Below are 23,707 nucleotides of genomic sequence, written 5' to 3'. Positions count from 1 at the left end.
GCTCCTAAAATTTTAATGACATTTGTTGTTGTAAACTGCTTTTGGTAAAACTTAGGCAATTGCTATCTATCATATACTAAATGTTACTTTATGTAAGTAGTATTACTGTAAATAATTCGAGAATTTACATATGCCTATCAGATATTTTACCAACGGTTCTTACCCCAGTTTTCAGGGTTTGCCCAGTAATCAGCATTAAGCCAATTTGGTAATTGCTTATAATCATACAAATTGAATTGCCAAAGTGTGGCGGATATGGATGACGGTGCCGATAATAAAGAGTTATCTCTTTGATGAGTGATATCCTTGTCTAAAGATGCTTCGCTCAAAATATCGAATGGTGTCAATCCATAAGCGCGCAAATCTATGGTCTTATCAAGCACGATAAGTAAATGGGCGGCATAGATGTCCCGATAGCGCATGAGTAGGGGAATATACTGTTGCAGCAATTCTGCTGATAAAGTTGGTAGCCAAAAACAGGCCAAATTATAACGCTCAGGCCGCGCTTGTTGGGTAAGCTCGGTTAAAGTCGCTATAAGAAACGCTGCCATTTCATCCTTACTTTCATAGTTCTTATGGACATTATCAGGCGCGCTGCTTTTTATAATAGCAATGCTATCTCTAAATTGGGTTTGCAGGTTTAAGCGTCCCTGTTTATCTGGTACGACCCACAATATTTCACCCTGAGGATTATTGACAGAGGTTAATTGCTCAGTTGCTTGGCTCTGGCTAGGCGCGGCTAATGAAGGTAGTAATGCCTCAATATAAGCACTTAATAATGGTAAGGTAATGTTTGAAGCATCAGTCGTCATAAGGTTGGTCGTTTAATTAGTAGTCAGGTTAGCAATCAGCCTATTAAATCATGTTAAAACACATTATCCAATGATTAACTGCCTTTTTGATAAAGGCGATAGTAATTCATAAATGAAGAAAAATGCGAGTGGTTCATGCGAGCCATGACTACTATCTGATTAATAAAAGCTAAGCTGGTTTTTATTCATCCTCGCACTTGAAATTTGGTGGTTTAGAGCAATGTAGCTAAGTGTTGTAAGCTATTTGTCAGGAGTTATGCTTCATGAACTATGTTTCATGAATTATATTTCATAAGCCATGCAATCATAATAAAACTGCTGCTCATTGATGACCCGCTTGAACGTAACTGATCATACATTTTTATCGTATATTTTTTTATCACAATATTTTTTATCAAAAGCTTTTTATCATAAATAATAATAGGAATATCTATGTCCGCCACTGAAACCGCTGCTCAAATTATTAACCCTGACATGCCAGATGTGCCGCCACATGCCCCAAGTAAAATTCATTTAAAAGACTATAAACCATCAAGCTTTGATGTTGAAACCGTTGATTTAGATATTAAGCTATTTGATGAACATGCCATTGTAGATAGCACCTTGGTGATGCAGCGTCAGACTGAGGGCGACTTGGTACTGTATGGCGAAGCGCTTGAGCTGATGTCTATTAAGCTTAATGATGAGCCGCTTGCTCGTAATCGTTATACGCAATCTGAGGGCACATTAACTATTACCGATGCTCCAGAAAACACCAAATTACAGTTGCAAGTACGCATCCATCCGCACACCAATACGGCGCTTGAAGGCTTATATATTGCGGGTAGTGGTGACGATACCATGTTTGTTACTCAGTGTGAGCCAGAGGGCTTTCGCAAGATTATCTTTTATCCAGACCGTCCTGATGTGCTGGCGGTATTTACCACACGCTTGGAAGCTGATAAGCGTTTCCCAACGCTATTGAGTAATGGTAATTTGCTCGAAGCAGGCGAAGTGGCGGATGTGCCTGAGCGTCATTATGCAATTTGGCAGGACCCGACCAATAAGCCAAGTTATTTGTTTGCTTGCGTCATCGCTGATTTAGACGTATTGACTGATAGCTATACGACGAGCGAAGGGCGTGACGTATTGTTGGAAGTATATGCAAAGTCAGCTGACATCGATAAATGTGCTGTCGGTATGCAAGCATTGAAAGACTCGATGCAATGGGATGAGGTCAATTATGGCCGCGCTTATGATTTAGACCGTTATATGATTGTTGCTGTTAGCCAGTTTAATATGGGCGCGATGGAAAATAAGGGTTTAAATATCTTTAACACTGCTTGTGTCTTGTCTAGTCCTGAGACAACCACAGATTCGCGCAGCTTTAGTGTTAAATCTATCATTGCCCATGAATATTTTCATAACTGGACGGGCAATCGTATCACGTGCCGTGATTGGTTTCAGCTGTGCCTAAAAGAAGGCTTTACCGTTTATCGTGATCAATCGTTTTCAGCCGACCAGCAGTCAAGTGCCGTCCAGCGTATTGATGATGTCGCAACCTTGCGCGCGCATCAGTTTGCTGAAGATGCAGGACCGTTAGCGCACCCTGTACGCCCTGAGAGTTTCGTTGAGATTAATAACTTTTATACCACGACTGTTTATGAAAAAGGTGCTGAAATTGTCCGTATGATTGCCAATACGCTAGGGCCTGATAACTTCCGTAAAGGTACGGATGAGTACTTCCGTCGTTATGATGGGCAAGCGGTCACGGTTGAAGACTTTTTGTCTGCGCTCAGTATTACCGATAGCAAAATTGAAGACTTTATCGACTGGTATCGTCAGCCCGGTACGCCTGTGGTATCTGGGCACCAAGATTATGACAGCGCGACGCAGACATTGACCATTACCTTGAGTCAACAAACTCGTCAGGTTGCAGGCTTTGATGTACCAAAACCATTACCTATTCCAGTAGCGACAGCGTTATTTGATAAAGATTCTGGTGCTATCGTCGCTGAGCGTATGTTGTTACTCGATCAAGCAACGCAAACCTTTACCTTTGAAAATGTAGTAAGCGAGCCAGTAGTATCTTTGCTGCGTGATTTTAGTGCGCCAGTACAGCTCAATTATGATTATCAAGATGAAGACTTGGCATTCTTGCTCAAATATGAGAACAATGGTTTTAACCGCTGGCAAGTGACGCAAATGTTGGTCAATCGAATTTTACTGCAAGGTCAAGGCGCTAAAAGCAGCCCTGAGGTATATTTGCAAGCGATGGCGCAGACCTTACCGGAATTGGCTGCTATTGATGCAATGTTGGCGGCACGTTTGCTTGATATTCCATCAGCGCCAGAGTTGGCATCTGCCATTCATAAAGATTACGATCCAGAGCTGATAAAAGCACAGCGTGAAGGCTTATATCAACAGCTAGCAGAGGCGCTAAAAGATCATTGGGCAATGCTTTATAAGCAGCTACCGATGCAGGATTATGAAGACAGTGCCGCCGCTCGTGGCACCCGTGCTTTACGTAATGTAGTGCTCGATATGGCATTGACCGCCAATATTGCCGATGCAGCTGAATGGGCGCAGCAGCAATATGATAATGCCAGCTGTATGACAGAGCGCTTTGGCGCGTTAAAGGTAATGGTCAATCATCAACTGGCAAACGCTGATGAGTATTTGACGGACTTTTATAAGCGCTTTCAACATGATGACTTGGTCATAGATTTATGGTTCAGTGTGCAAGCATCTGCTGATATGGTCACGCCTGATACTATTAAATCCTTGCTTGCTCATAATGATTTTGATTGGAATACGCCCAACCGCGTACGCTCGGTCATCAGTGCCTTTACCTCGCAGCCAACGGTCTTATGGACACAAGAGGGTTTAGATATTTATATCGCTGTGATTAAGAAGCTGGATGATGCCAATCCTGTGTTGGCATCGCGCTTATTACAAGTGCTGGCACGTTGGAATACCTTAGCTGAACCACGTCGTCAAATGGCACATGAGCAGTTGCTTGAACTGCAAAAGCAAGCTACTTCTAAGCACGTAATTGAAAGCTTAAACAGTGTTTTAGGATCAGCGAGCGAGTAGGTTGTATTAAATGACTCTATAACAATAAACTAAATTATTTTATAAGAAAAAGCCCATTCGATAATAATATCGGATGGGCTTTTTTATGAAACGTTTAATAATGCTTCAAAAACTTAATAGTATTTACTTACTGGAAATCGTCATTAAAGATTAACGATTCGGTAATACGTCTTTAACCATGTCACGTAGGTTGCGCAGAGCAACGACCGTGCTATCCCAATCTAAGCAACCATCGGTGATAGATTTGCCATATTCCAGTTGGCTCAAATCAGCGGTTAGTTTTTGATTGCCGCCTTTTAGATGGCTCTCAATCATCAGACCTATGATAGATTTATTACCGTTTTTAATCTGCTCGGCAACGTTTTGGATGACCATCGGTTGCAGATACGGGTCTTTACCTGAGTTGGCATGGCTTGAGTCAATCATAATCTTACTATTGGTCTTGCCTTTAGCCAGCTCGTTTTCAACTTGCGCTACAGCTGTTTCATCATAGTTGGGCTTGCCATCACCACCGCGTAGTACCACGTGTGCATAAGGGTTGCCTTTAGATTTGATGATAGAGACTTTACCATCTGCTGATAAGCCGAGGAAGCTATGACCTTCTTTTACTGCTTGCATGGCATTCACAGCAACCGTCATACCACCATCGGTACCATTTTTAAAACCAACTGGGCACGATAAGCCTGAGCTCATTTCACGATGCGTTTGGCTTTCAGTCGTACGCGCACCAATCGCTGACCAGCTAATCAAATCCTGCATGTACTGCGGCGTATTCGGGTCTAGTGCTTCAGTGGCACACGGTAGACCTTTTTCGTTCAAATCAAGCAGTAGCTTACGGGCAGTACGCAGACCTTTTTCGATATCAAAGCTGTCGTTCATATCAGGGTCGTTGATCATGCCTTTCCAGCCAACTGTGGTACGCGGCTTTTCAAAATAGACACGCATCACAACGAAGATGCTGTCTTCAATCTCTTTTGCCAATACAGCTAAGCGATCGGCATACTCGTGAGCGGCTTTAATATCGTGAATAGAGCAGGGACCAATGACCACAAATAGACGCTTGTCTTTACCATCTAGGATATCTTGGATGGTATTGCGACCTTTTAGAACTGTGTTATAGGCGTCTTTCGACAAAGGTAGCTCAGACTTTAGCTCAGCGGGAGTGATCAAAGGAATGAATTTTTCAATATTCACGTCGTCAATATCTGCATTATGGGTAACTGGTGTTGTCATGGTTATATATCGTCTAGCTGATTTATAGGGATATTCATTATGCGGACAAAAGCGCCGGTTGACAAGGGCAGTCGCGCAGTTAATTGACTGCTAACTGGAATGCTGAGGCTAAAACTTCGTTATCATTGCCAAGTCTGAGCTATATGCTGACGTTAATAGATGTGAAAATTAAGTATTAAAATGAGAGTTAATTTTGTCTGTGCTAATTAATAAGCGTTATTCTTTTAGAGAATAGTTATCGAGCTTTTATTGACTAATTTCGCTGTTTTTCGCTATTTTCATCACTGTCACGTATGATGAGCTTATAAACGACTAAATTTAAGACTTATGAATTGACCTTAGGCCTTATAAATATTACTAAGGTGGCTTTTAATAGGCATCTTATGAGCGATTTCATATACTATATTTTATAATATTCATATTGTATTTTTTGTCCTATTTTAACTGTACTGCTTTGATGGTACTAACTTGATATTGAGAGCTTGTCATGACAGATTCTGCTACGCCTCACCAATCTTCTGATTTAACGTCATCGCTTGATGGCTATAATGCTTATGATGCAATGCCTGCTGTGACGGGTGCGCCATTGGTCATAGGAATTGTCGCTGGTGAAGTGTCAGGGGATAGCTTGGGCGCAGACTTTATGCAGCAGATGAATAACCTGCGCGATGATATCATTTGGGTTGGTGTTGGCGGTGCAAAGATGCAGGCGCAAGGGTTACAAAGTATTTTTCCATTATCACGCTTGGCAGTTATGGGCTTGGTAGAAGTCATGGCGCAATTACCCGACTTACTCAAAGCGCGGCGTGAATTATTAACGGCCTTTAAAGCCGCCGATATTGACTGGTTTATCGGTATTGATGCACCCGACTTTAATTTGCGAGTCTCTAAAAAGCTAAAGCCGCTAGATATATTCTGTGTGCAATATGTCAGCCCTTCTATCTGGGCATGGCGCGAGTCGCGTATTCATAATATCAAAGCGGCGACCAATTTGGTGCTTTGCCTATTCCCATTTGAGCTACCCGTTTATGAGCGTCATAATCATCCGGCGATATGTGTCGGTCATCCGCTGCTACGTACTATTGATCAGACGTTGCTAGAGACACCCGTCAATCAGCGCCGTAGTGAGTTGGTCTGGCATAATGATGGTCTGCAGCAATTTTTCATCGACCGCTTTGATGATGTCAGCCAGCTTATCTGTGTCATGCCAGGCTCTAGACGCGGTGAGATTACAGCAATCTTGCCGCTGATGCTAGATGGCATCCAAAAGCTGATTTTATTAGACCCAAAGCTGTGCTTTATCATTCCAACCGTCGATCAAAACCATCAGTATATCGTGCAAGATGTCATTGATAAGCGCTCAGAGCAACTGCGCGCGGCGATTGTGGTAGTCTATGATGACAGCCAGCCAGACTTTAGTCAGCAGGCGATGGCGGCATCAGACATGGTGATGCTGGCATCGGGTACTGCAACCTTGGAAGCCCTGTTACTTGAGCGTCCAATGGTGGTCATTTACCAGTTAAATCAGCTGACTTATCAGATTGCTAAACGTTTGGTCAAAGTCCCTTATGTTGGTTTGCCCAATATTTTGGCAGATAGCGCGATTGTGCCTGAGCTTATCCAAGAGCAGGCCAGTGGTGATAATATCTGTCGTACCGTGATGCGTTTGTTGCAGCCTCGCGCGTATGCCGAGCAATTAAAAGCGCTGATTGATACCAAGCATTTATTACAACAGCAGAGTAACCATGACCCTGCCAATAGCGTGATTGAGCAGTGGTTTTTACAGGATAATCATCAATCCCAAGCTAACTAAGACTAAGCTCAATAAATATAAACTTACTAAACCTAAGTTCTCTAAGTATAAGTAAACTAGCTTCAATATTATCTACATCACACTTAAATCTTTTAATAAATAAGACAGTACAATTTTATGAGTAACACACCCTGCAGCGCAAATCCTTTCACGCCAATTAGCACCTGTATTGAGCAAGTAGATATTAAAGGTCAGTATATTCAACTGGCAGCACCGATACAGCTATCAGGTCAGTTAAATATTGTTGAGCTGTTGGCGCAATATCCGATAAATGAAGAGAGCGAACAAGCACCCATACAAATTGGTATCGATGAAGCAGGGCGCGGACCTCTGTTAGGCAGCGTCAATGTTGCTGCTGCGATATTACCTGCTACTTGGTCAGGACTAATCGAGGACGCGCCACTCAAAGGTACGCCGTTATCTATATTAACGGATTCTAAGCAGCTGAGTGAAAAAAAACGCGACATTCTTTATCCGTTGGTTCAGCAATATGCCGTCGGGCACATCGTCGCTGATATACCAGCTGCTGTCATCGACCAAATCAATATCTTGCAAGCAACAATGCTCGGTATGCGTTTATGTACTGAGGTTTTGTTAGAAATAATTGCCAAGCACTTTAATACCAGTGTGGAAAGGCAGTTTGAGGTGTTGATTGATGGCAATCGCTGTCCAGATTTGGATTATGCAAGCCTTGATAAACTTGGTATAAAAGAGTCAGTCATTGACTGTCAAGCGTGGGTAAAAGGCGATGCGCGTCATACCAGTATTGCGGCCGCTAGTATCTTAGCTAAGGTAAGCCGTGATAAAACCATGTATGCACTTGATGCCCAATATCCTGAATATGGTATTGCCAAGCATAAAGGCTATCCGACGCGCGCTCATATGGAAGCAATCGAAACTTATGGCGTATTAACCGCGCATAGACGCAGTTTTGCACCGGTAAGAAAAGCGCTGGAAAACGTAGCGCATACCGAGAGTGGCAATAGGTAAGTGGTTAAGATATTTAGAAAATAGCCTAAGTAAAAATTACTATCACTCAAATATAAAAAGCACCTATTTATTAAACAGGTGCTTTTTATTTCAACATTCAACAGTTAGGCTTTATTAAAGCTTACGTTTCAACAACTGCTTAAAAAGACGAGTTGGGCTGCTGTAAAAAAGCCTCTTCTTCGAGAGTTGATTCACGGCTCAAGGTCTCATTGCGGTGCGGATAACGGCCAAACTTATCAATAATGTCTTTGTGACGACGCTCAAAATCTAAAGTGTCGGCATCGTTTAGTTGCTCAAAAAGCGGTAGATAGCGTTTATGAATCATCGCTGATTCAGAATGCATAAACGGCATAATGATAAATTTACGCCACTGCGTTGGTAGAGTGTCGAAATGGGGCTGTCCAATGGCTTCTTGAGCCAGTACCAACGCCATACCATCTTGGGCAAACGCGCATGCTTGCTCGCGACACAAATTACGCGAAAACTGATCTAGAACAATGATTTCAGCCAAGCGTCCCGCCAAAGCCGTGATTGAGCTGTTATTATCGGCTGGCACATCTGCGATGCGCCATGTTACGCATTCACCTTGTTTTGCTGCTTGCCAAATCTTGCCAAACTTATCCTTTATCTGCTTATCAAAGTCATTATTTTGCGCAAACCAGTATTGCTCATTGTCTTTGTCAAACCAAAAATCCAACACAGCACGTGCATCTGAATCGAGATGCTCTAAGTTTATGTTTTTGGGCTCGAGTGACGATAAATTGGTATGGGTTTTTGAAGTAGAATAATCGGTTGAGAGTGACATAAGCTATTCTAATTGTGATGAATTTATACTACTATAGCGCACTTATTTGGCCCTGTCATTTGGCCTTGTCACAATGTGTGATAACGTGTCATGACTGTATCACAGTGCGCCATTAAGCCATCGTTAGCATTAAGCTATTATTGCCGTAAATTGTTAAAGCTATTAGGTTATCTCTTATGAACTCAACACCAGATGTCTCTCTTGCCGCGCTAAAAACGCCTTACTATTTGCTTGATGAAGCGGCGATTGTCGCCAATATGCAGATTATCGCTCGCCTGTGCGAGTTGTCTGGAGCAAAAGCACTGCTTGCACTCAAATGTTTTGCGACTTGGGGGGTATTTGATGTTATGCAGCCTTATCTGCATGGTACGACGTCATCTTCGCTAAATGAAGTCAGATTGGGCTATGAAACTTTTGGTAGTAACAATGATGCTAATAACGAAGATAAAAAAGAAACCCATGCCTATAGCGTTGCTTATAGCGCGGATGAAATCGAAGAAGTACTAAGCTATGCGGATAAAATTATTTTTAATTCTATCTCGCAATTAAATGCTTTTAAAGGTAAAGCTGCTGCTCAGAATATTCCAGTAGGGCTACGCTTAAATCCAAAGACCAGTAATTCGTCATTTATTATTGCTGATCCTGCGCGTCCTTTTAGTCGTTTGGGTGAGCATGATAAAGACAAGATTGCAGCAGTACTTGGTGATATCACTGGGGTCATGATTCATAATAACTGTGAAAATGACAGCTTTGAGGCGTTTAGTGAGAGCTTGGCAGATATAGAAGCCAGATTCGGTGATATCTTGGCACAGCTTGAATGGGTAAGTTTGGGCGGCGGCATTCATTTTATTGCGCCTGATTATCCGTTAGAAAAACTGGCAGACAGATTAAAAACATTCAGCGAAAAATATGGCGTACAAGTCTATCTTGAGCCAGGTGAGGCGAGTATTCACGGTGCTGGATCACTGGTGACGACGGTATTAGATACTATGCATAATGAAAAGAATCTAGCAGTAGTAGATTCATCTATTGAAGCGCACATGCTTGATTTGTTAATTTACCGTGAGTCAGCGCCGATAGTGGCTGTTAATAGTGATTTAATTAATATTGCCTCTCTTGATATAGACCCTACCAATATTGCACCCATCAGCGAGAACGCTAAATCAGCTGATAATACGATTATCTATGGTCGTTCTTGTTTGGCAGGCGATATCTTTGGTGAGTATGTATTACCAAATAACTTAAAAATAGGTGATACCGTTACTTTTGGCAATGCAGCGGGCTATACCATGGTGAAAAAAAATTGGTTTAACGGCGTCAATATGCCAGCGATTGTCATTCGCCGCTTAGATGGCACTATCGATATCCAGCGCGAGTTCGATTATCAAGATTACAAAGCAAGCTTGTCATAGCGCTATTAAAATCATATTCGAGATGAATAAATGACACTGCCAAACAACTATCTAGCAATTATTATTCATCTTGAAGTTTTTAAGTTAAGTTGTAATTTTTGCCGAAAAGCGAGTAAAAATTGTTATAATTGCTACTGGCAAACGCAGTAGGATTTGTCTAACGGGTGCGTGGGTTTTCCTCGGTCTTCCTTTTTAATTCACGCATATCATTCACTCGTTTCTGTTTTGCATAGCCAATATCAATGGTATCGACAGGGACACAAAGGAGGATTGTTCTTTGAACACAAACCAACAAGCTAAGCCTAGTAAAAAAGATGTGCTCATCATCGGTGCCGGCGGTGTCGCTCAAGTAGTTGCGCATAAATGTGCGATGCATAATGACATACTTGGCGAGATTCATATCGCTTCACGTACCAAAGATAAATGCGCTGCAATCGCTCAAAGTGTCATAGAAAAAGGTAGCTTTAAGCAGCCAGCGGTATTACATACGCATCAAGTCGATGCCATGGATACCCAAGCGCTGATACAGCTTATTCAGGATACAGGTATTCAAGTCCTTATCAATGTCGGTTCAGCATTTGTGAATATGACTGTATTGGAAGCCTGTATCGAGACTGGTGTAGCGTACATTGATACGGCTATTCATGAAGATCCGCGCAAGATTTGTGAAACGCCACCATGGTATGACAACTATGAATGGAAGCGTAAACAGCGCTGTGAGGATAATAATGTCACCGCTATCTTAGGCGCAGGCTTCGATCCTGGTATGGTCAATGCTTATGCACGTCTTGGTTATGACATGATGGATGCAGGTTCAGTGACTGATATTGATATCATTGATATTAATGCTGGTAGTCATGGTAAATACTTCGCTACTAACTTCGATCCTGAGATTAACTTCCGTGAATTTACCGGTACGGTTTACTCTTGGCAGGACAGCAAGTGGCAGTCTAATAAGATGTTTGAAGTGAAGCGTACAGATGACTTGCCAGTGGTTGGCGTGCAAAACAGCTATTTAAGTGGTCATGATGAGATTCATTCATTATCAGCCAATTTAGATGTGCCAAACATTCGCTTTTGGATGGGCTTTGGTGAGCATTATATTAATGTCTTTACTGTGCTACAAAACTTAGGTCTATTGTCTGAGCAGCCGGTGATGACTGCGGAAGGGCAAGAAGTGATCCCGTTAAAAGTGGTCAAAGCGGTACTTCCAGATCCAAGCTCGCTTGCGCCAAACTATACCGGCAAAACCTGTATTGGTGACAAAGTTAAAGGCAAAATCAATGGTATCGATAGTGAAGTATTTATCTATAATATCTCAGACCATAAAGACGCTTATAATGAAGTTGGCAGCCAAGGTATCTCTTATACTGCAGGTGTGCCACCCGTCGCTGCGGCGATTCTGGTCGCTACAGGTGAGTGGGATGCTGGCAAGATGGTCAACGTTGAAGAGCTAGATGCCAAGCCATTTATCAATCTACTGAATAAAATTGGTTTGCCCACGCGTATCAAAGACAGCGAAGGCGATAGAGCGTTAGAGTTCGATATTTAGTCAGTACGTTTATGCAATAAAAAAGCCTATCTTTTAAAAGATAGGCTTTTTTCATGTTCGGTTTAGTATTAATTTATATGGGAGGATAGAGGAGCTGCGCCTGCTGTCCGCTATTATATACTCAACTGGGCGGGGCGCATCCTACGGCTTAAAGAAACCATCATGCGTCTTACTACGCCTTATTGGGATTATACTTCCGCAACGCTGCAATACGATCATCAAGCGTTGGGTGTGAGCGGAAAAGGTTAGCGATACTAAAGCCTGTAGACTGCCCTGACGAGATGGCAAATGCCTTCATGCTCTCTGGCATTTGGTCTGGACGTTGTGCAGAAGGGCGCAAAGCATCAAGCGCACCAATCATCTTGTCTTTGCTAGCAAGCTTAGCACCCATCTCATCAGCACGGAATTCACGCAGACGTGAGAACCACATAACGATGGCAGACGCCAAAAATCCAAGCAAAATATCCATCACAATACTCGTCACAAAGTAACCAATACCTGGGCTATTACTGGTATTTTTAAAGACAGTGCGGTCAACGAAGCTGCCGATAATACGCGCGAAGAACATAACAAAAGCGTTTACCACGCCTTGAATGAGTGCGAGCGTTACCATATCACCATTGGCCACGTGACCAATCTCATGCGCAAGCACCGCTTCTACTTCATCTTGATTCATATTTTGTAGTAGACCAGATGAAACGGCGACCAAAGCTTTGTTTTTATTCCAACCTGTGGCAAACGCGTTTGGCTGGGAATTATTAAAAATTCCCACTTCTGGCATACCAATATTTACCGCTCGTGCTTGTCTAGCGACCGTATCCACCAGCCATTTTTCAGTAGCATTGCTTGGTGTTTCAATGACCACTGTCCCCGTTGATCTTTTGGCCATCCACTTTGAGATAAATAGCGAAACCATCGAGCCAATCATGCCGTATATGCCGCACATAATGGCAAGGCTGGTGTAATTTAGCCCGCCCGCGCCATGTACACCACCAATACCAAAAAATCTAGATAAAATACCAAACACGATGCTAAATACCACAATCACCGCTAAGTTGGTTAATAAGAACAATCCGATACGCATCATGACGCTAACTTCCTCATTAAAATTCAACGACAGTCTGAGGGACATTCCCTTTACTGCAATAAAGGCTAAAATTAAATAGAGGACAATTATAACCTTCTAAAAGTAATATAGGCGCCAATTCTAGTATCAATAAAGTTTTATAATGTGAAGAATAGGAATGATAGCGGCATGAAGTGTACAACTGCTAAGTACAGACACAGGTAGAAAAATAAACACATATAAAGTTAGTAGGTATAATAGATAATGAACGATTTAGATTTGTTGTTTAGCCATACATAAGGTGCAGCCATGAACACTCTAGCACTTAAAATACCACCCGTAGCACAAGTCATTATTACGGCAGCTGCCATGTATGGTATTGCTAAAATCATGCCAAGTTTGCAGTTTTCGCTTAGCGGCTCAACGGTGTTAGCGGTTAGTTTGGGTGTGATCGGAATGAGCTTAGGTGTCATGGGTGTGACGCAGTTTAGAAAGGCACAGACCACACCCAATCCGCAGGCGCTTGAGAAAGTATCTAGTTTAGTAACCAATGGCATATATCGATATAGTCGCAATCCGATGTATTTAGGCTTGGTGCTTATCTTGTTAGGCTGGGCGTTCTATCTGTCTCACTTTCTGGCATTTGTATTATTACCCGTTTTTATACTTTATATGACACGTTTTCAAATACAGCCAGAAGAGCAAGTGATGGCAAGGAAATTTGGCAAGACTTATCAAGCATATCTAAATAAAGTGCGGCGCTGGATTTGAGGTATAGTAACTAATGAGAATTATTGTTCATAAATGATCGATTAAATCAGGAAGGTGACGTTATGGAAATGAAGAACATACCTTTTGCTACTACCGACTGGACAACAGTAGAAACTGTAGAAGTCAAAGGCGAAACGGGCACAGGATATTGGAAGACTCGTGAATTCGATACTATCAATGTGCATATGGTTGAGTATTCTGCAGGCTACCTTGCCGATCACTGGTGCGATAAAGGGCATATTTTATTTTGTATTGAGGGTGAGCTAAATACCGAGTTAAAAGATGGGCGTACTTTTACCTTAACAGCCGGTATGACTTATCAAGTAGCGGACAATACGACTGCGCATCGTTCATCAACGAAGACAGGCGCTAAGCTATTTATTGTTGATTGATGGCGGTAAGCTCATAAAGCTATAAAACCATAAAGTTATGAAAAAATAAAAGCGAGAACATAAAATGCAGCTAGAAATCAATGTCGTCGATGCTTTTACGGATACGGTTTTTAAGGGAAATTCAGCTGCGGTTATCATTACAGATAATTGGTTAAGTGATGATTTGATGCAATCGATTGCTTTTGAGAATAATTTATCTGAGACGGCCTTTATTGTTCTTGATGATGACGGCATCTATCATATCCGCTGGTTCTCACCATTGACTGAGATTGCTTTTTGCGGCCATGCAACTTTGGCATCAGCTTTTGTGTTATTTAAGAAGAACCCTAATTTAGAATTCATTAAATTTTACGCCAAAGCGGTTGGCGTTTTGACCATTGTGCAAACAAACTCTGGCAAGATACAAATGGACTTTCCCAGTACTAAGCCTGAGAAAGTCGATAATATACCTGCTAGTTTGCTGGCAGGATTATCTATTCCATCAGTCGAAGTTTATAAAAACACCCAAGCATACTTCGTGATTTATAATGCTGAAGCAGATGTCCTAAACGTAGAGCGTGATAACGAGCGGCTAACACAACTTGCACCATTAGATGTGGTGGTCACTTGTGAGGCTCAGTCTGCTGAGTACGCGAACTACGATTTTATCTCACGTTATTTTTGGCCAGCCAATGGTGGCGATGAAGACCCGGTGACTGGTTCAGTTCATACAGGACTTGCGCCATTGTGGGCAGAGCGTTTAGGTAAAAATGACCTAGTCGCTTATCAAGCATCAAAACGAGGCGGTATTTTAGACTGTGTCGTCGCAGGTGACAGAGTAATGATTTCTGGCAATGCCGTACAGTATTTGACCGGAGTTATCACCGTCGAGGAGTCGTTAGTTTGACCGAATTAAAAACCGTTGGTCTATTTGCGCTGACCGCATTGGCAGAAATTGCGGGCTGCTATTTGCCTTATCTTTGGCTACGAGAAGGTAAGTCGATTTGGCTGCTTGTTCCGGGTGCGCTAAGTTTAGTTGCTTTTGTTTGGCTATTGTCTTTGCATCCAACCGCAGCTGGTCGAGTTTATGCCGCTTACGGCGGTGTTTATATTTCGATGGCTATTATTTGGCTGTGGACGGTGAACGGCATCAGGCCGACCACGTGGGATATATTGGGTTCTATCGTCGCGCTATTAGGCATGGCAATTATTATGTTTGCACCGCGCAGTACTTAGCATAAAAACAGTAGCTACTATAAAAACAGTACCTAGCATAAAAAATGCCAATCAAACCGTGAGGTTCAATTGGCATAGCTTTAATTAGTATGGTTCAGATTAATATAGTTTCAGTTAGTATACTGATGCACTAAATATTAATGTTTACCTAAGATACTGCCGTTGTCATCTTTTTTAGATTGTTTAGCGGCTTTTTTCTCTTTTGCCGTTAATAGCGGTTTCTTTTTTACGTTCTTTTTACTGTCTTGACCTTTACTCATGGTATTTTCCTCTTGAGATAAACCTTAATGCCTTTAAAGCCAGTGCAAACAAGCTTAAAGTTTAGGTTAAATGCTGATGACGCAAGTTGTGCGTACTGCAATGAGTATAGGCTTAAGGTGTCGCAATAGATAGCTTCAGCACAATTCACCTACGATTGGATTCAGACATCTCTTTTTAATGCTGCTTTTTAAAATGTTGTTTAATAAGTCGTTTTATAAGTGGTTGTTTAATGCAATGGATTTATTTGTTCAATATGGCTATTAATAAGTGCTTACTTACGGAGTCATCACGATTTGCTATAATGAGCCACAAGCCGATGAGTCGTCGCGGCAACCTTTTATAATATTCATATTTAGCACAACGATGCTTACTGTTTTGGTTGATTGTTATGCGTATCCGTAAACTTTTTAAATTTGAAAATGCGCATATTGTGCGTAATTGTAGCTCTGAGCGCTGTAAACATTCCATCCATGGTCATAGCTATCAGATTGAGTTGATACTTGAGGCTAAGCGCTTAGACCATGGGCAAATGGTCTATGATTTCGGCTTATTAAAATCTTCTATTAAAGACATTATCGATAGCTTTGATCATGCGATTTGTTTTTGGAATAAAGACGACCCTGAGTATATCGCTGCCTGTAAAAAGTTCAGCGCTCGCTGGATAAGCTTGCCAGTATCGCCATCAGCAGAGCAGTTCTCACGTGTGATATTCTTTTGGGCGCAAGAGATTTTAAAACAAACCCAAATGCAAAACGGTGAATCTGATGTCAGCGTTTACTCGGTAATTGCACACGAAACTGCAACCGGTTACGCGCAGTGTTTTGCTGATGATGTGGCCAATGAGCAAATGGGCAAGCTTAATTTAGAAGCATTTGAGTTTAGTGACCAAGTTCGTGCCGAGTGGAGCGACCATGAGCTATATACCAAGCTGATTCGCGGCGAAAGCTTTGTCAATCCGTCAGTGACTATGCAGGTACAGACGCAAGTACAGGAAGGTAATCCTCATGTCTAATAGTATAAGAGAAGACAAAAACGTTAAAACGTTGACACTTTACTCTGAAGCCGATACTCAGCGTTTGGCTGAGCAATTGGCAGCGTTATCCTTATTCGGTAGCGTTTGGTTGGCAGGGGATTTAGGAGCAGGTAAAACCACGCTGACTCGCTATTGGTTGCAAGCGCTTGGACATACGGGTGCTGTCAAAAGCCCGACTTATACCTTAGTTGAACCTTATAGCATCAAGCAAAAAGACGGCTCAATTAGGCCAGTTTATCATGCTGACTTATATCGTTTGCAAGACCCGGAAGAGCTGTCTTTTATCGGTTTCGATGAGTATTTGGATGAGCCAAATGCCTTGCTTATTATCGAATGGGCCAGCCGTGCAGACAGCTATTTGCCGCCGCCAACCTTGTTTATTGACATGACGCAAGCTACTAGCACTGATAAGGATAGAGAAGCCCGTCAAGTTGAGCTGCGACTATCAAAGTCAGGTCAAGCGCAAGGCTTGGATTTATCCTCTCTTAAGATTTAATTTGCATCTCATACCTTTAGTCAATGTAAATCATAAATAGTCGACAGCATCCTTTATTACTACGCAAAATAACGATACCTCTTAATGCCTAAAATGTCAGACAATCATTCTCATACTCGCATCAAAAAGCTATCACCGCTGCTCATCAATCAATTGGCAGCGGGCGAGGTAGTAACGCGTCCAGCAGCAGTGGTTAAAGAGTTGCTTGAAAACGCGATTGACGCTGGTGCCACCAATATTGCGATACAGATTACCCAAGGCGGCATGGGGATGATTGAAGTGGTCGACAACGGCATGGGTATCCATCCCGATGATATGGTCATGGCAATCACCCGACATGCGACCAGTAAAGTCGCTGATGTGGCTAATTTACATGGTATTACCACCTTGGGGTTTCGTGGCGAAGCATTAGCAGCGACGGCAGCAGTTTCTCGGCTGACCCTAACCAGTAGTCATGATGACAGTGGTGTTGGTCGCCAGTTGCAAGTCGCCGGTGTATTGGATGATGTGCCTAAATTGGTACCAGTTGTGCATCATCGGGGTACAACTATTACCGTCAAGGATTTATATTTTAATGTGCCAGCCCGTCGCGGTAACTTAAAATCTATTGCGACCGAGTTTGGTCATATCGAAACGATAGTACGAGAAGTGGCTTTAGCGCGCGCAGATGTGGCACTGACGCTTTTTCATGATAATAAAAAGCGGTTATCGCTTTCTTCAAAAGCAGGCTATTCAAATGGACTGTCTACTAATAGCAACAACAATGATGCTAATCGTCTGCCATTATCACGTCTTGAGCAAGCAACTGGCTTACCATTAACGGATAATGCCTTAGAAATAGCATTAGATCTGAGCAGTTTAATACAGTTGTCTAAAGTCTACGTTGATAATAACTTTGGTGCTCAAGCAACTATTAATGGTTGGTTATGGCCTATTGTTGATGCGCAAGATACTTTACCAAAGCTAATCTATGTAAATGGACGACTGGTTAAAGAAGCGTTAATTAGCAATCATCTACGCCAACTTGCTCAAAGTGCTCAGTTAGCAGGTATTGGCTATGCGCTTTATTTTGACCTGCCAACTGAATGGCTTAATATTAATGTACACCCATCTAAACAGCGCATCAAAATCAGTCCGTTAAATAATATCATGGCGCATTTAAGTCATGCGATTCAATCAAAGCTTAAAACGGTCGTTGTTAAAAAGATCATCAATTCCGCTAATGATGATAGTCAAGTGTTAGATAATAGTCTGTCTATAAATAAAGCCTTTGCTGCTGAAACGCAACAGACATCATCGGCCACTTACTCAACCAAAATTCAGCAAATCCAAGCGCCCAAACAGCCATATCAGTTATCAGAAAATACGCATACTCCCCAAACCGTAAATGAATTAAGTGTTTCTGAAAATATCAGTAAAAACATTACTAATATCGCTAATAATGTAGCAGTCGATTTGACATCGGTGCCTTATTGTCTAGACGTTGTTACCCATTTAAATAAGGTGTTAGCTGAATCTGCTAGTACGCCATACATTGAAGATAGAGGGCTACCGTTGTTATTATTTTATTACCAAAGCCAATACTTACTGATTAGTGCAGCAGATTGGCAGTCAAAGCTCAGTTCGTTATTTGAGTCATATGTACTTAGCGATACGGCATTTAAAAAAGATAAGATGTTGAACAGTGCGACTGCCATTAATCAGCAACTTGCTACCGTGAGCATTCAAATGTCACCGCAAGACTTCATGGTTTTCATAGAAGATATCGAAGCATTACTTGCTAAACATGCGATCAAATCTATAAATAGCCATCGATTGGTCTCATTGATGCTGACATCTGCCTCTGAATGAATGCATCTGTAACTTTTCTATAAGAAAACATAATAAACAAACTTTAGCAGTGACAAGGCGTAAATTTACTTAGCGCTAATCATATAATTAGTAAAGGCAATCCTATGCAACTCTCGTCTGATAGCTCATCTTATCGCCTCAATTCCAAGCTAACGGATAATAGCGTGGTGTGTTTGATGGCGCCAACCGCGAGTGGCAAGACGGCACTGGCTTATGAGCTGTATGATACAGGGCGTTATGAGCTGATTTCGGTCGATTCAGCACTGATATATCGTGAAATGAATATCGGTACCGCCAAACCAACGGCTGCTGAGCTGGCGAGCTATCCGCATCATTTAGTCGATATCATTAACCCGATGCAGAGCTATAGCGTCGCTGAGTTCGTTAGCGATGTCGCCCGTTTGATTGATAGTTGTCACGAGAACGGCAAGATACCCTTGCTAGTAGGTGGAACCATGATGTATTACATGGCGCTACTTGATGGACTATCCCCAGTACCGGATAGTGATGATAACGTTCGTGCGCGGGTGGAGCAGTGGCGGCAGGAGGAAGGCATTAATGCGCTTTATGAGTATCTTGGTAAGATAGATCCAATTACTCATCAACGCTTAAATGCGACTGATACTCAGCGTATTACTCGAGCGGTTGAAGTCTATCTACAAACCAATATACCCATCAGTGACTGGCAGCAACAGCCTAAAAAAGCCTTGGCTTATAATCCCAATCAAAATTGGCATGCGTTGGCAGTAATGCCGGATCGCCCGTGGTTGCATAAGCGTATCGAGCAACGTTTGGATATCATGTGGAAGGAAGGATTGGTGGCTGAAGTAATCGGATTGCTTGAACAGTATCCATTAACGCCTAATTTGCCGTCGATGCGCTGTGTTGGCTATCGTCAAGTATTGGAATACTTAGTCCATATTAATCACCCAGTATTTGAGCAAGCACATTTAGATAAAACACAGTTTTATGATGCTTTTGGTCAATTAGATGCTTCAATAAGTGGGCAGATAAGACCCGAACTCGCTGCTCAGCTGACCATTCAAGCGCCCGAGCACACCAGCCGGACTGAGGCGCTTGCTTGTCAGAAAATGCAAAATAAGGCATTATATGCGACAAGACAGCTAGCAAAGCGCCAATACACTTGGCTGCGTAAACTTACTCAATTGTCTGATTTATCTGGTGATGTGTCTAACAATGATAAGCAGATAGGCAATGCTATAACGATAAAAACGTTTGATTCCATGGGACAGGTACGAGATTATTTATATTGATGCTTGTTTATATCGATGCTGATTATAGAGCTGACGATTTTAACCGATAGCAAAATTAGCAATACGTAAAAAATAATGACAATTAGTTTCAAAGTATAATGTAGATAGCTGCTATAATTTAAACCCAGTAGCATAGTGGGAATTATATTTATATAACTGCTTTCTTGATGGCCACTAATTAACGTTTGTTGATAAAATAGCTTTCGAAACAAGTGGTTACTTAATAATTTACAATAATAACGTATTCACGATAAAGTGGAATCACTTAACAACAATGAGCGCTTATTTAGATACGTTTTATAAATAAAACTTATTATTGTATCTGCCCTTAGCCATTATAATTAAAGCGACACTTAAAATAATTGGCATTAAAAATAATTATACAATATTTAGGAGAGATTTCATGTCAAAAGGACAAACCTTACAAGATCCGTTCTTGAATTCACTGCGCAAAGATCGCATACCTGTTTCTATTTTTTTGGTAAATGGTATTAAACTACAAGGTCAAATCGAGTCATTTGACCAATACGTGGTATTGCTAAAAAATACCGTTAGCCAAATGGTCTATAAACATGCCATCTCAACAGTAGTGCCAGCGCGCAATCCTAGAAGTAGCACAGCAACTGGTACCAGTACAGCCACGCCACCAAGTGCCGCACCCGTTGGTTATCAAGGTGGTGGTATGAGTAGTGGCTTTGAGCGCGGTAGTAATCTTGCGAGCACAGGTGGCTTTGAAGAGCGTGGTTTTGCCAATCGTAGTGGTTTTAATCGTGGCGGTTTTAGCCAAGGTCAAGAGCGCGGGTTTGAGCGTGGCAGCTTTGGTCAAAGTCAAGAACGCGGTTTTGAGCGAGGTGGTTTTGGTCAAGACCGTGGTTTTGAAGCGCCGTCAGATAATGCGGGCTTCGAAAATAAACCAAATGATGATACTGACGACAGCAACCAATAAAATCTATACTAAAATTACTGTGTTTAATTTTTATGCTTAAAACATCGTACTCAAGAGGTGGTGCCTGGAATAATGGGCTGGGAACAGTATTGCTCAGATCTAAAGTAATGCTTGATTAAAAAGTACGTTATTAAAATGTTCTATATCTGATTAAGACCTACTATATTATAGTGGGTTTTTTTTGTATAAATAGACGTATAATTGCATCTATCAATGCCAATGTTAGTGCTAAAATGATGGCATATCATCATGCGCTATACTATTAATCTAGAGCATTATTAATTGAGAGTATAGTATAGTAAAATATTCTATTGATTCATCACATTACCCAATTTGAAGAATTTAAAGTCATTAAACTTTAAGTTATATAATTAAAAATTACTAAATTGAAATTCGCTGAATGTAAAGTCACTAAATATAGAGCCGCTGTATGAGTAATACCCAACGCAATGTAACCCATGAACAATTTATTAGTACTGCTATCGAAGCGATTCATACTGAGATGGCCGCACTAGAATTGTTAACTGAGCAAATCGATGATAGGTTTGCCCAAGCCTGCGATATTATCTTAGCCTGTCAAGGACGTGTCGTGGTAACGGGTATGGGGAAGTCGGGATTGATTGGGCGTAAGATAGCGGCAACCTTTGCTTCTACGGGCACGCCATCGTTTTTTATGCATCCTGGTGAAGCAGGGCATGGTGACCTAGGGATGTTAGTACAAGGCGACGTCTTACTTGCCATCTCAAACTCGGGTGAATCGGACGAGATTAGAATGCTCTTGCCCGTAGTTAAGCGCTTAAATATTCCGCTGATTAGTATCAGTCGAGACAAACGCGGCATGCTACCACGAGCAGCTGATATCGTTCTGACGCTTGGTAAATCACAAGAGGCTTGCCCGCTTAATCTTGCCCCGACTTCTAGTACCACGGCGACTTTGGCATTAGGGGATGCGTTGGCAGTGGCATTGGTTCATGCTCGCAACTTTACTTCAGAAGATTTTGCATTATCACATCCTGCTGGTGCGCTAGGACGACAACTGCTGACGCGCGTTGAAGATTTGATGCATACTAACTTAGAAAACTTACCGCTTATTAATCAACAAGCGCCACTACAAGACGCTTTATTTACCATGTCGGCTGGGCGTTTGGGTATGACAGTAGTCACTGATGACGAACAAAAAGTGGTCGGTGTGTTTACCGATGGCGATTTGCGTCGCGGCTTAGAAAAAGGCATTGATCTGCAAACCCCGATGCGCGAGCTGATGGTAAGCAATCCACGTCGCATTAGTAAAAGTATGCGCGCATCAGATGCGCTAAGTGTGATGAATGAAAATGGGATTAGCCAACTGCTGATTATCGATGAGGCAGAGCGCTTGGAAGCCGTTATTACGGTGCATGATTTATTACAAGCCGGTGTGAAATAAGTACTGCATTAATAATTACTGCATTAACGAAGAATGCATTAATAAGTACTATATTAAAAAAGCCTTTAATAAGGGAGCGCTGATGCAAGACTTAATTAAAAAAGCTGGACAAGTAAAGCTATTGGTCATGGATGTTGATGGCATTTTATCAAATGGTCAGATTATTTACGATGCGAATGGTATTGAGACCAAAGCCTTTTCAGTACAAGATGGTGTGGGCGTTAAGTCGTTAGCACGTTATGGTATTTTGACCGCTATTATCACTGGTCGTAGCAGCCCTATGGTAGACAAGCGCGCTGCTGAGATGGGTGTCAATTATATCGTCCAAGGTCGTGATGACAAGCTGATTGCCTTAAATGAGCTATTGATGACCCTTGATCCTGCGCTCAATATCACCGCTGACGATTGTGCCTATATGGGCGATGATTTACCCGATATTAAAGCCATGCAAACGGTTGGTTTTGCTGCTACTGTACCAAACGCGCATGCAGAAGTTATAAAATGCAGCCATATGGTGACCACGCGCGCAGGTGGCACCGGCGCTGTACGTGAAATATGTGATCTAATTTTAAAGGGTCATGGACACTACCAAGACTTTATTGCGTCTTATACGCTTGATGAAGCCAAAACTCAGGATAACTTGTCGTGAATACTCGTGTTTTAATCGTTCTTGCGTTGATTCTCGCTGTGATTGCTGGCTGGTTCTTTAAGCAGCAAGGAGAGATTACGCCACCGGTCAGTATCGAAGCGACGGATGTTGATTACGAAGCCACCGATATCAAGGCGGTGCAGACCAATGAGCAAGGTGAAACTGAGTACGAGCTGAGTGCTGAATCATTGACCCACAATCCTGTGACCAATAAGGATGAGATGAAAGGCATCACGATGAATTGGGAGCCTTCAGATGAGCAACGCTATCGTATTGAAGCGGGTAGTGCTGCCATCAGTCAGCAGACGGGTGAAATGAGCTTATCAGGCGGTTTCTCCTTAGTCAGCGAAGGTAAAGCAGGTACGTCCGATGTTGAACCTATCAAAGTGACGGGGACTACGTTGAAAGGCAATACCAAGTCAGGTCAAGTTTATAGTGATGAGCCAGTCAAAGTCGAACAAGGTATGAATCGCTTTGAGGCCTCTAGCATGACTGCTAATCTTGAAACCGGTGACTATGAATTTGGTAAGGTTGCTGTTGCCTTTATGCCAGCGAAACGCCAAGACAAAGCCTTGTTTTAATAGCTTTAGTAACGACTTAAGCTTTAAATTAATACCAGATTCAGCCTTAATATTGTC

At 42.1% G+C, this 23,707-nt stretch carries 22 protein-coding genes; 17 read left to right on the top strand and 5 right to left on the bottom strand.

Annotation, left to right across the window (positions count from 1 at the left end; genetic code table 11):
- Window positions 1–146: 146 nt before the first annotated feature.
- Window positions 147–812 carry a DUF6231 family protein gene (locus FHS24_RS02555; RefSeq protein WP_183618460.1) on the bottom strand — a complete coding sequence of 222 codons (666 nt, stop codon included), beginning with the start codon at window positions 810–812 and terminating at the stop codon, window positions 147–149.
- A 474-nt stretch (window positions 813–1,286) separates the two neighbouring features.
- On the opposite strand from FHS24_RS02555, the gene pepN reads away from it, so the two are divergent.
- Window positions 1,287–3,887: an aminopeptidase N gene (pepN, locus tag FHS24_RS02550; protein ID WP_227671724.1), complete on the top strand. Its 2,601-nt coding sequence runs from the start codon at window positions 1,287–1,289 to the stop codon at window positions 3,885–3,887.
- Window positions 3,888–4,037: 150 nt separating this feature from the next.
- Here the strand turns inward: pepN and FHS24_RS02545 are convergent, their stop codons facing one another.
- Window positions 4,038–5,120: a 3-deoxy-7-phosphoheptulonate synthase gene (locus FHS24_RS02545; protein ID WP_183618458.1), complete on the bottom strand. Its 1,083-nt coding sequence runs from the start codon at window positions 5,118–5,120 to the stop codon at window positions 4,038–4,040.
- Window positions 5,121–5,682: 562 nt separating this feature from the next.
- Here FHS24_RS02545 and lpxB point away from each other — a divergent pair.
- Window positions 5,683–6,933 (top strand): lipid-A-disaccharide synthase, encoded by a 1,251-nt coding sequence (gene lpxB, locus FHS24_RS02540; RefSeq protein WP_233449083.1) that lies wholly within the window; start codon window positions 5,683–5,685, stop codon window positions 6,931–6,933.
- A gap of 117 nt (window positions 6,934–7,050) precedes the next feature.
- On the top strand, window positions 7,051–7,923 hold the full coding sequence (locus tag FHS24_RS02535) for a ribonuclease HII (protein ID WP_183618456.1): 873 nt from the start codon (window positions 7,051–7,053) through the stop codon (window positions 7,921–7,923).
- A gap of 139 nt (window positions 7,924–8,062) precedes the next feature.
- Here FHS24_RS02535 and FHS24_RS02530 read toward each other — a convergent pair whose 3' ends face one another.
- A complete protein-coding gene (locus tag FHS24_RS02530) occupies window positions 8,063–8,728 on the bottom strand; it encodes a DUF924 family protein (protein WP_183618455.1) in 666 nt (221 codons plus the stop codon).
- Between the two features lie 176 nt (window positions 8,729–8,904).
- Here FHS24_RS02530 and FHS24_RS02525 point away from each other — a divergent pair, with 176 nt between their 5' ends.
- Both FHS24_RS02525 and FHS24_RS02520 read left to right on the top strand, forming a co-directional pair.
- Complete coding sequence (locus FHS24_RS02525; RefSeq protein ID WP_183618454.1) at window positions 8,905–10,140, top strand: carboxynorspermidine decarboxylase; 1,236 nt, start codon at window positions 8,905–8,907, stop codon at window positions 10,138–10,140.
- A gap of 277 nt (window positions 10,141–10,417) precedes the next feature.
- The gene (locus FHS24_RS02520; RefSeq protein ID WP_183618453.1) at window positions 10,418–11,692 is read left to right on the top strand and encodes a saccharopine dehydrogenase family protein; all 1,275 of its coding nucleotides are present in this window, start codon (window positions 10,418–10,420) and stop codon (window positions 11,690–11,692) included.
- Between the two features lie 172 nt (window positions 11,693–11,864).
- Here the strand turns inward: FHS24_RS02520 and htpX are convergent, their stop codons facing one another.
- Window positions 11,865–12,779, bottom strand: a complete 915-nt coding sequence (htpX, locus tag FHS24_RS02515) for a protease HtpX (protein WP_183618451.1) — start codon at window positions 12,777–12,779, stop codon at window positions 11,865–11,867.
- A 288-nt stretch (window positions 12,780–13,067) separates the two neighbouring features.
- On the opposite strand from htpX, the gene FHS24_RS02510 reads away from it, so the two are divergent.
- The 4 genes from FHS24_RS02510 (at window position 13,068) to FHS24_RS02495 (ending at window position 15,136) form a co-directional block, all read left to right on the top strand.
- A complete protein-coding gene (locus FHS24_RS02510; protein ID WP_183618450.1) occupies window positions 13,068–13,529 on the top strand; it encodes a methyltransferase family protein in 462 nt (153 codons plus the stop codon).
- 62 nt (window positions 13,530–13,591) lie between these two features.
- On the top strand, window positions 13,592–13,921 hold the full coding sequence (locus tag FHS24_RS02505) for a DHCW motif cupin fold protein (RefSeq protein ID WP_183618449.1): 330 nt from the start codon (window positions 13,592–13,594) through the stop codon (window positions 13,919–13,921).
- A gap of 64 nt (window positions 13,922–13,985) precedes the next feature.
- Window positions 13,986–14,807 carry a PhzF family phenazine biosynthesis protein gene (locus FHS24_RS02500; protein ID WP_183618448.1) on the top strand — a complete coding sequence of 274 codons (822 nt, stop codon included), beginning with the start codon at window positions 13,986–13,988 and terminating at the stop codon, window positions 14,805–14,807.
- Window positions 14,804–15,136, top strand: a complete 333-nt coding sequence (locus FHS24_RS02495; RefSeq protein WP_183618447.1) for a YnfA family protein — start codon at window positions 14,804–14,806, stop codon at window positions 15,134–15,136. Before FHS24_RS02500 ends, FHS24_RS02495 begins: the two co-directional genes overlap by 4 nt.
- 137 nt (window positions 15,137–15,273) lie before the next feature.
- Here the strand turns inward: FHS24_RS02495 and FHS24_RS12500 are convergent, their stop codons facing one another.
- A complete protein-coding gene (locus tag FHS24_RS12500; protein ID WP_020443648.1) occupies window positions 15,274–15,396 on the bottom strand; it encodes a hypothetical protein in 123 nt (40 codons plus the stop codon).
- A 389-nt stretch (window positions 15,397–15,785) separates the two neighbouring features.
- On the opposite strand from FHS24_RS12500, the gene FHS24_RS02490 reads away from it, so the two are divergent.
- The 8 genes from FHS24_RS02490 (at window position 15,786) to lptC (ending at window position 23,650) form a co-directional block, all read left to right on the top strand.
- On the top strand, window positions 15,786–16,409 hold the full coding sequence (locus FHS24_RS02490; RefSeq protein ID WP_183618446.1) for a 6-pyruvoyl trahydropterin synthase family protein: 624 nt from the start codon (window positions 15,786–15,788) through the stop codon (window positions 16,407–16,409).
- On the top strand, window positions 16,402–16,926 hold the full coding sequence (tsaE, locus tag FHS24_RS02485; RefSeq protein ID WP_183618445.1) for a tRNA (adenosine(37)-N6)-threonylcarbamoyltransferase complex ATPase subunit type 1 TsaE: 525 nt from the start codon (window positions 16,402–16,404) through the stop codon (window positions 16,924–16,926). The genes FHS24_RS02490 and tsaE overlap by 8 nt, the downstream gene beginning before the upstream one ends.
- Before the next feature lie 84 nt (window positions 16,927–17,010).
- Window positions 17,011–18,777: a DNA mismatch repair endonuclease MutL gene (mutL, locus tag FHS24_RS02480; RefSeq protein WP_320158065.1), complete on the top strand. Its 1,767-nt coding sequence runs from the start codon at window positions 17,011–17,013 to the stop codon at window positions 18,775–18,777.
- A gap of 104 nt (window positions 18,778–18,881) precedes the next feature.
- Window positions 18,882–20,051, top strand: a complete 1,170-nt coding sequence (miaA, locus tag FHS24_RS02475) for a tRNA (adenosine(37)-N6)-dimethylallyltransferase MiaA (protein ID WP_183618444.1) — start codon at window positions 18,882–18,884, stop codon at window positions 20,049–20,051.
- Window positions 20,052–20,454: 403 nt separating this feature from the next.
- The gene (gene hfq / locus FHS24_RS02470) at window positions 20,455–20,997 is read left to right on the top strand and encodes an RNA chaperone Hfq (protein ID WP_183618443.1); all 543 of its coding nucleotides are present in this window, start codon (window positions 20,455–20,457) and stop codon (window positions 20,995–20,997) included.
- A 430-nt stretch (window positions 20,998–21,427) separates the two neighbouring features.
- The gene (locus FHS24_RS02465) at window positions 21,428–22,420 is read left to right on the top strand and encodes a KpsF/GutQ family sugar-phosphate isomerase (protein ID WP_183618442.1); all 993 of its coding nucleotides are present in this window, start codon (window positions 21,428–21,430) and stop codon (window positions 22,418–22,420) included.
- A gap of 82 nt (window positions 22,421–22,502) precedes the next feature.
- Window positions 22,503–23,069 (top strand): KdsC family phosphatase, encoded by a 567-nt coding sequence (locus tag FHS24_RS02460; protein ID WP_183618440.1) that lies wholly within the window; start codon window positions 22,503–22,505, stop codon window positions 23,067–23,069.
- Window positions 23,066–23,650: an LPS export ABC transporter periplasmic protein LptC gene (lptC, locus tag FHS24_RS02455; RefSeq protein WP_183618438.1), complete on the top strand. Its 585-nt coding sequence runs from the start codon at window positions 23,066–23,068 to the stop codon at window positions 23,648–23,650. Before FHS24_RS02460 ends, lptC begins: the two co-directional genes overlap by 4 nt.
- The last annotated feature ends 57 nt before the right edge of the window (window positions 23,651–23,707 follow it).

Origin of the sequence: Psychrobacter luti, from assembly GCF_014192115.1 — a bacterium.
Classification (GTDB): domain Bacteria; phylum Pseudomonadota; class Gammaproteobacteria; order Pseudomonadales; family Moraxellaceae; genus Psychrobacter; species Psychrobacter luti.
This window is presented reverse-complemented; position numbering and strand designations above follow the sequence as displayed.

What these genes read in the sequence shown, in the direction of transcription:
- FHS24_RS02555 (WP_183618460.1), bottom strand. Translation starts at nt 812, where the DNA reads ATGACGACTGATGCTTCAAACATTACCTTACCATTATTAAGTGCTTAT.
- pepN (WP_227671724.1), top strand. Translation starts at nt 1,287, where the DNA reads ATGCCAGATGTGCCGCCACATGCCCCAAGTAAAATTCATTTAAAAGAC.
- FHS24_RS02545 (WP_183618458.1), bottom strand. Translation starts at nt 5,120, where the DNA reads ATGACAACACCAGTTACCCATAATGCAGATATTGACGACGTGAATATT.
- lpxB (WP_233449083.1), top strand. Translation starts at nt 5,683, where the DNA reads ATGCCTGCTGTGACGGGTGCGCCATTGGTCATAGGAATTGTCGCTGGT.
- FHS24_RS02535 (WP_183618456.1), top strand. Translation starts at nt 7,051, where the DNA reads ATGAGTAACACACCCTGCAGCGCAAATCCTTTCACGCCAATTAGCACC.
- FHS24_RS02530 (WP_183618455.1), bottom strand. Translation starts at nt 8,728, where the DNA reads ATGTCACTCTCAACCGATTATTCTACTTCAAAAACCCATACCAATTTA.
- FHS24_RS02525 (WP_183618454.1), top strand. Translation starts at nt 8,905, where the DNA reads ATGAACTCAACACCAGATGTCTCTCTTGCCGCGCTAAAAACGCCTTAC.
- htpX (WP_183618451.1), bottom strand. Translation starts at nt 12,779, where the DNA reads ATGATGCGTATCGGATTGTTCTTATTAACCAACTTAGCGGTGATTGTG.
- FHS24_RS02510 (WP_183618450.1), top strand. Translation starts at nt 13,068, where the DNA reads ATGAACACTCTAGCACTTAAAATACCACCCGTAGCACAAGTCATTATT.
- FHS24_RS02505 (WP_183618449.1), top strand. Translation starts at nt 13,592, where the DNA reads ATGGAAATGAAGAACATACCTTTTGCTACTACCGACTGGACAACAGTA.
- FHS24_RS02500 (WP_183618448.1), top strand. Translation starts at nt 13,986, where the DNA reads ATGCAGCTAGAAATCAATGTCGTCGATGCTTTTACGGATACGGTTTTT.
- FHS24_RS12500 (WP_020443648.1), bottom strand. Translation starts at nt 15,396, where the DNA reads ATGAGTAAAGGTCAAGACAGTAAAAAGAACGTAAAAAAGAAACCGCTA.
- FHS24_RS02490 (WP_183618446.1), top strand. Translation starts at nt 15,786, where the DNA reads ATGCGTATCCGTAAACTTTTTAAATTTGAAAATGCGCATATTGTGCGT.
- tsaE (WP_183618445.1), top strand. Translation starts at nt 16,402, where the DNA reads ATGTCTAATAGTATAAGAGAAGACAAAAACGTTAAAACGTTGACACTT.
- mutL (WP_320158065.1), top strand. Translation starts at nt 17,011, where the DNA reads ATGCCTAAAATGTCAGACAATCATTCTCATACTCGCATCAAAAAGCTA.
- miaA (WP_183618444.1), top strand. Translation starts at nt 18,882, where the DNA reads ATGCAACTCTCGTCTGATAGCTCATCTTATCGCCTCAATTCCAAGCTA.
- hfq (WP_183618443.1), top strand. Translation starts at nt 20,455, where the DNA reads ATGTCAAAAGGACAAACCTTACAAGATCCGTTCTTGAATTCACTGCGC.
- FHS24_RS02465 (WP_183618442.1), top strand. Translation starts at nt 21,428, where the DNA reads ATGAGTAATACCCAACGCAATGTAACCCATGAACAATTTATTAGTACT.
- FHS24_RS02460 (WP_183618440.1), top strand. Translation starts at nt 22,503, where the DNA reads ATGCAAGACTTAATTAAAAAAGCTGGACAAGTAAAGCTATTGGTCATG.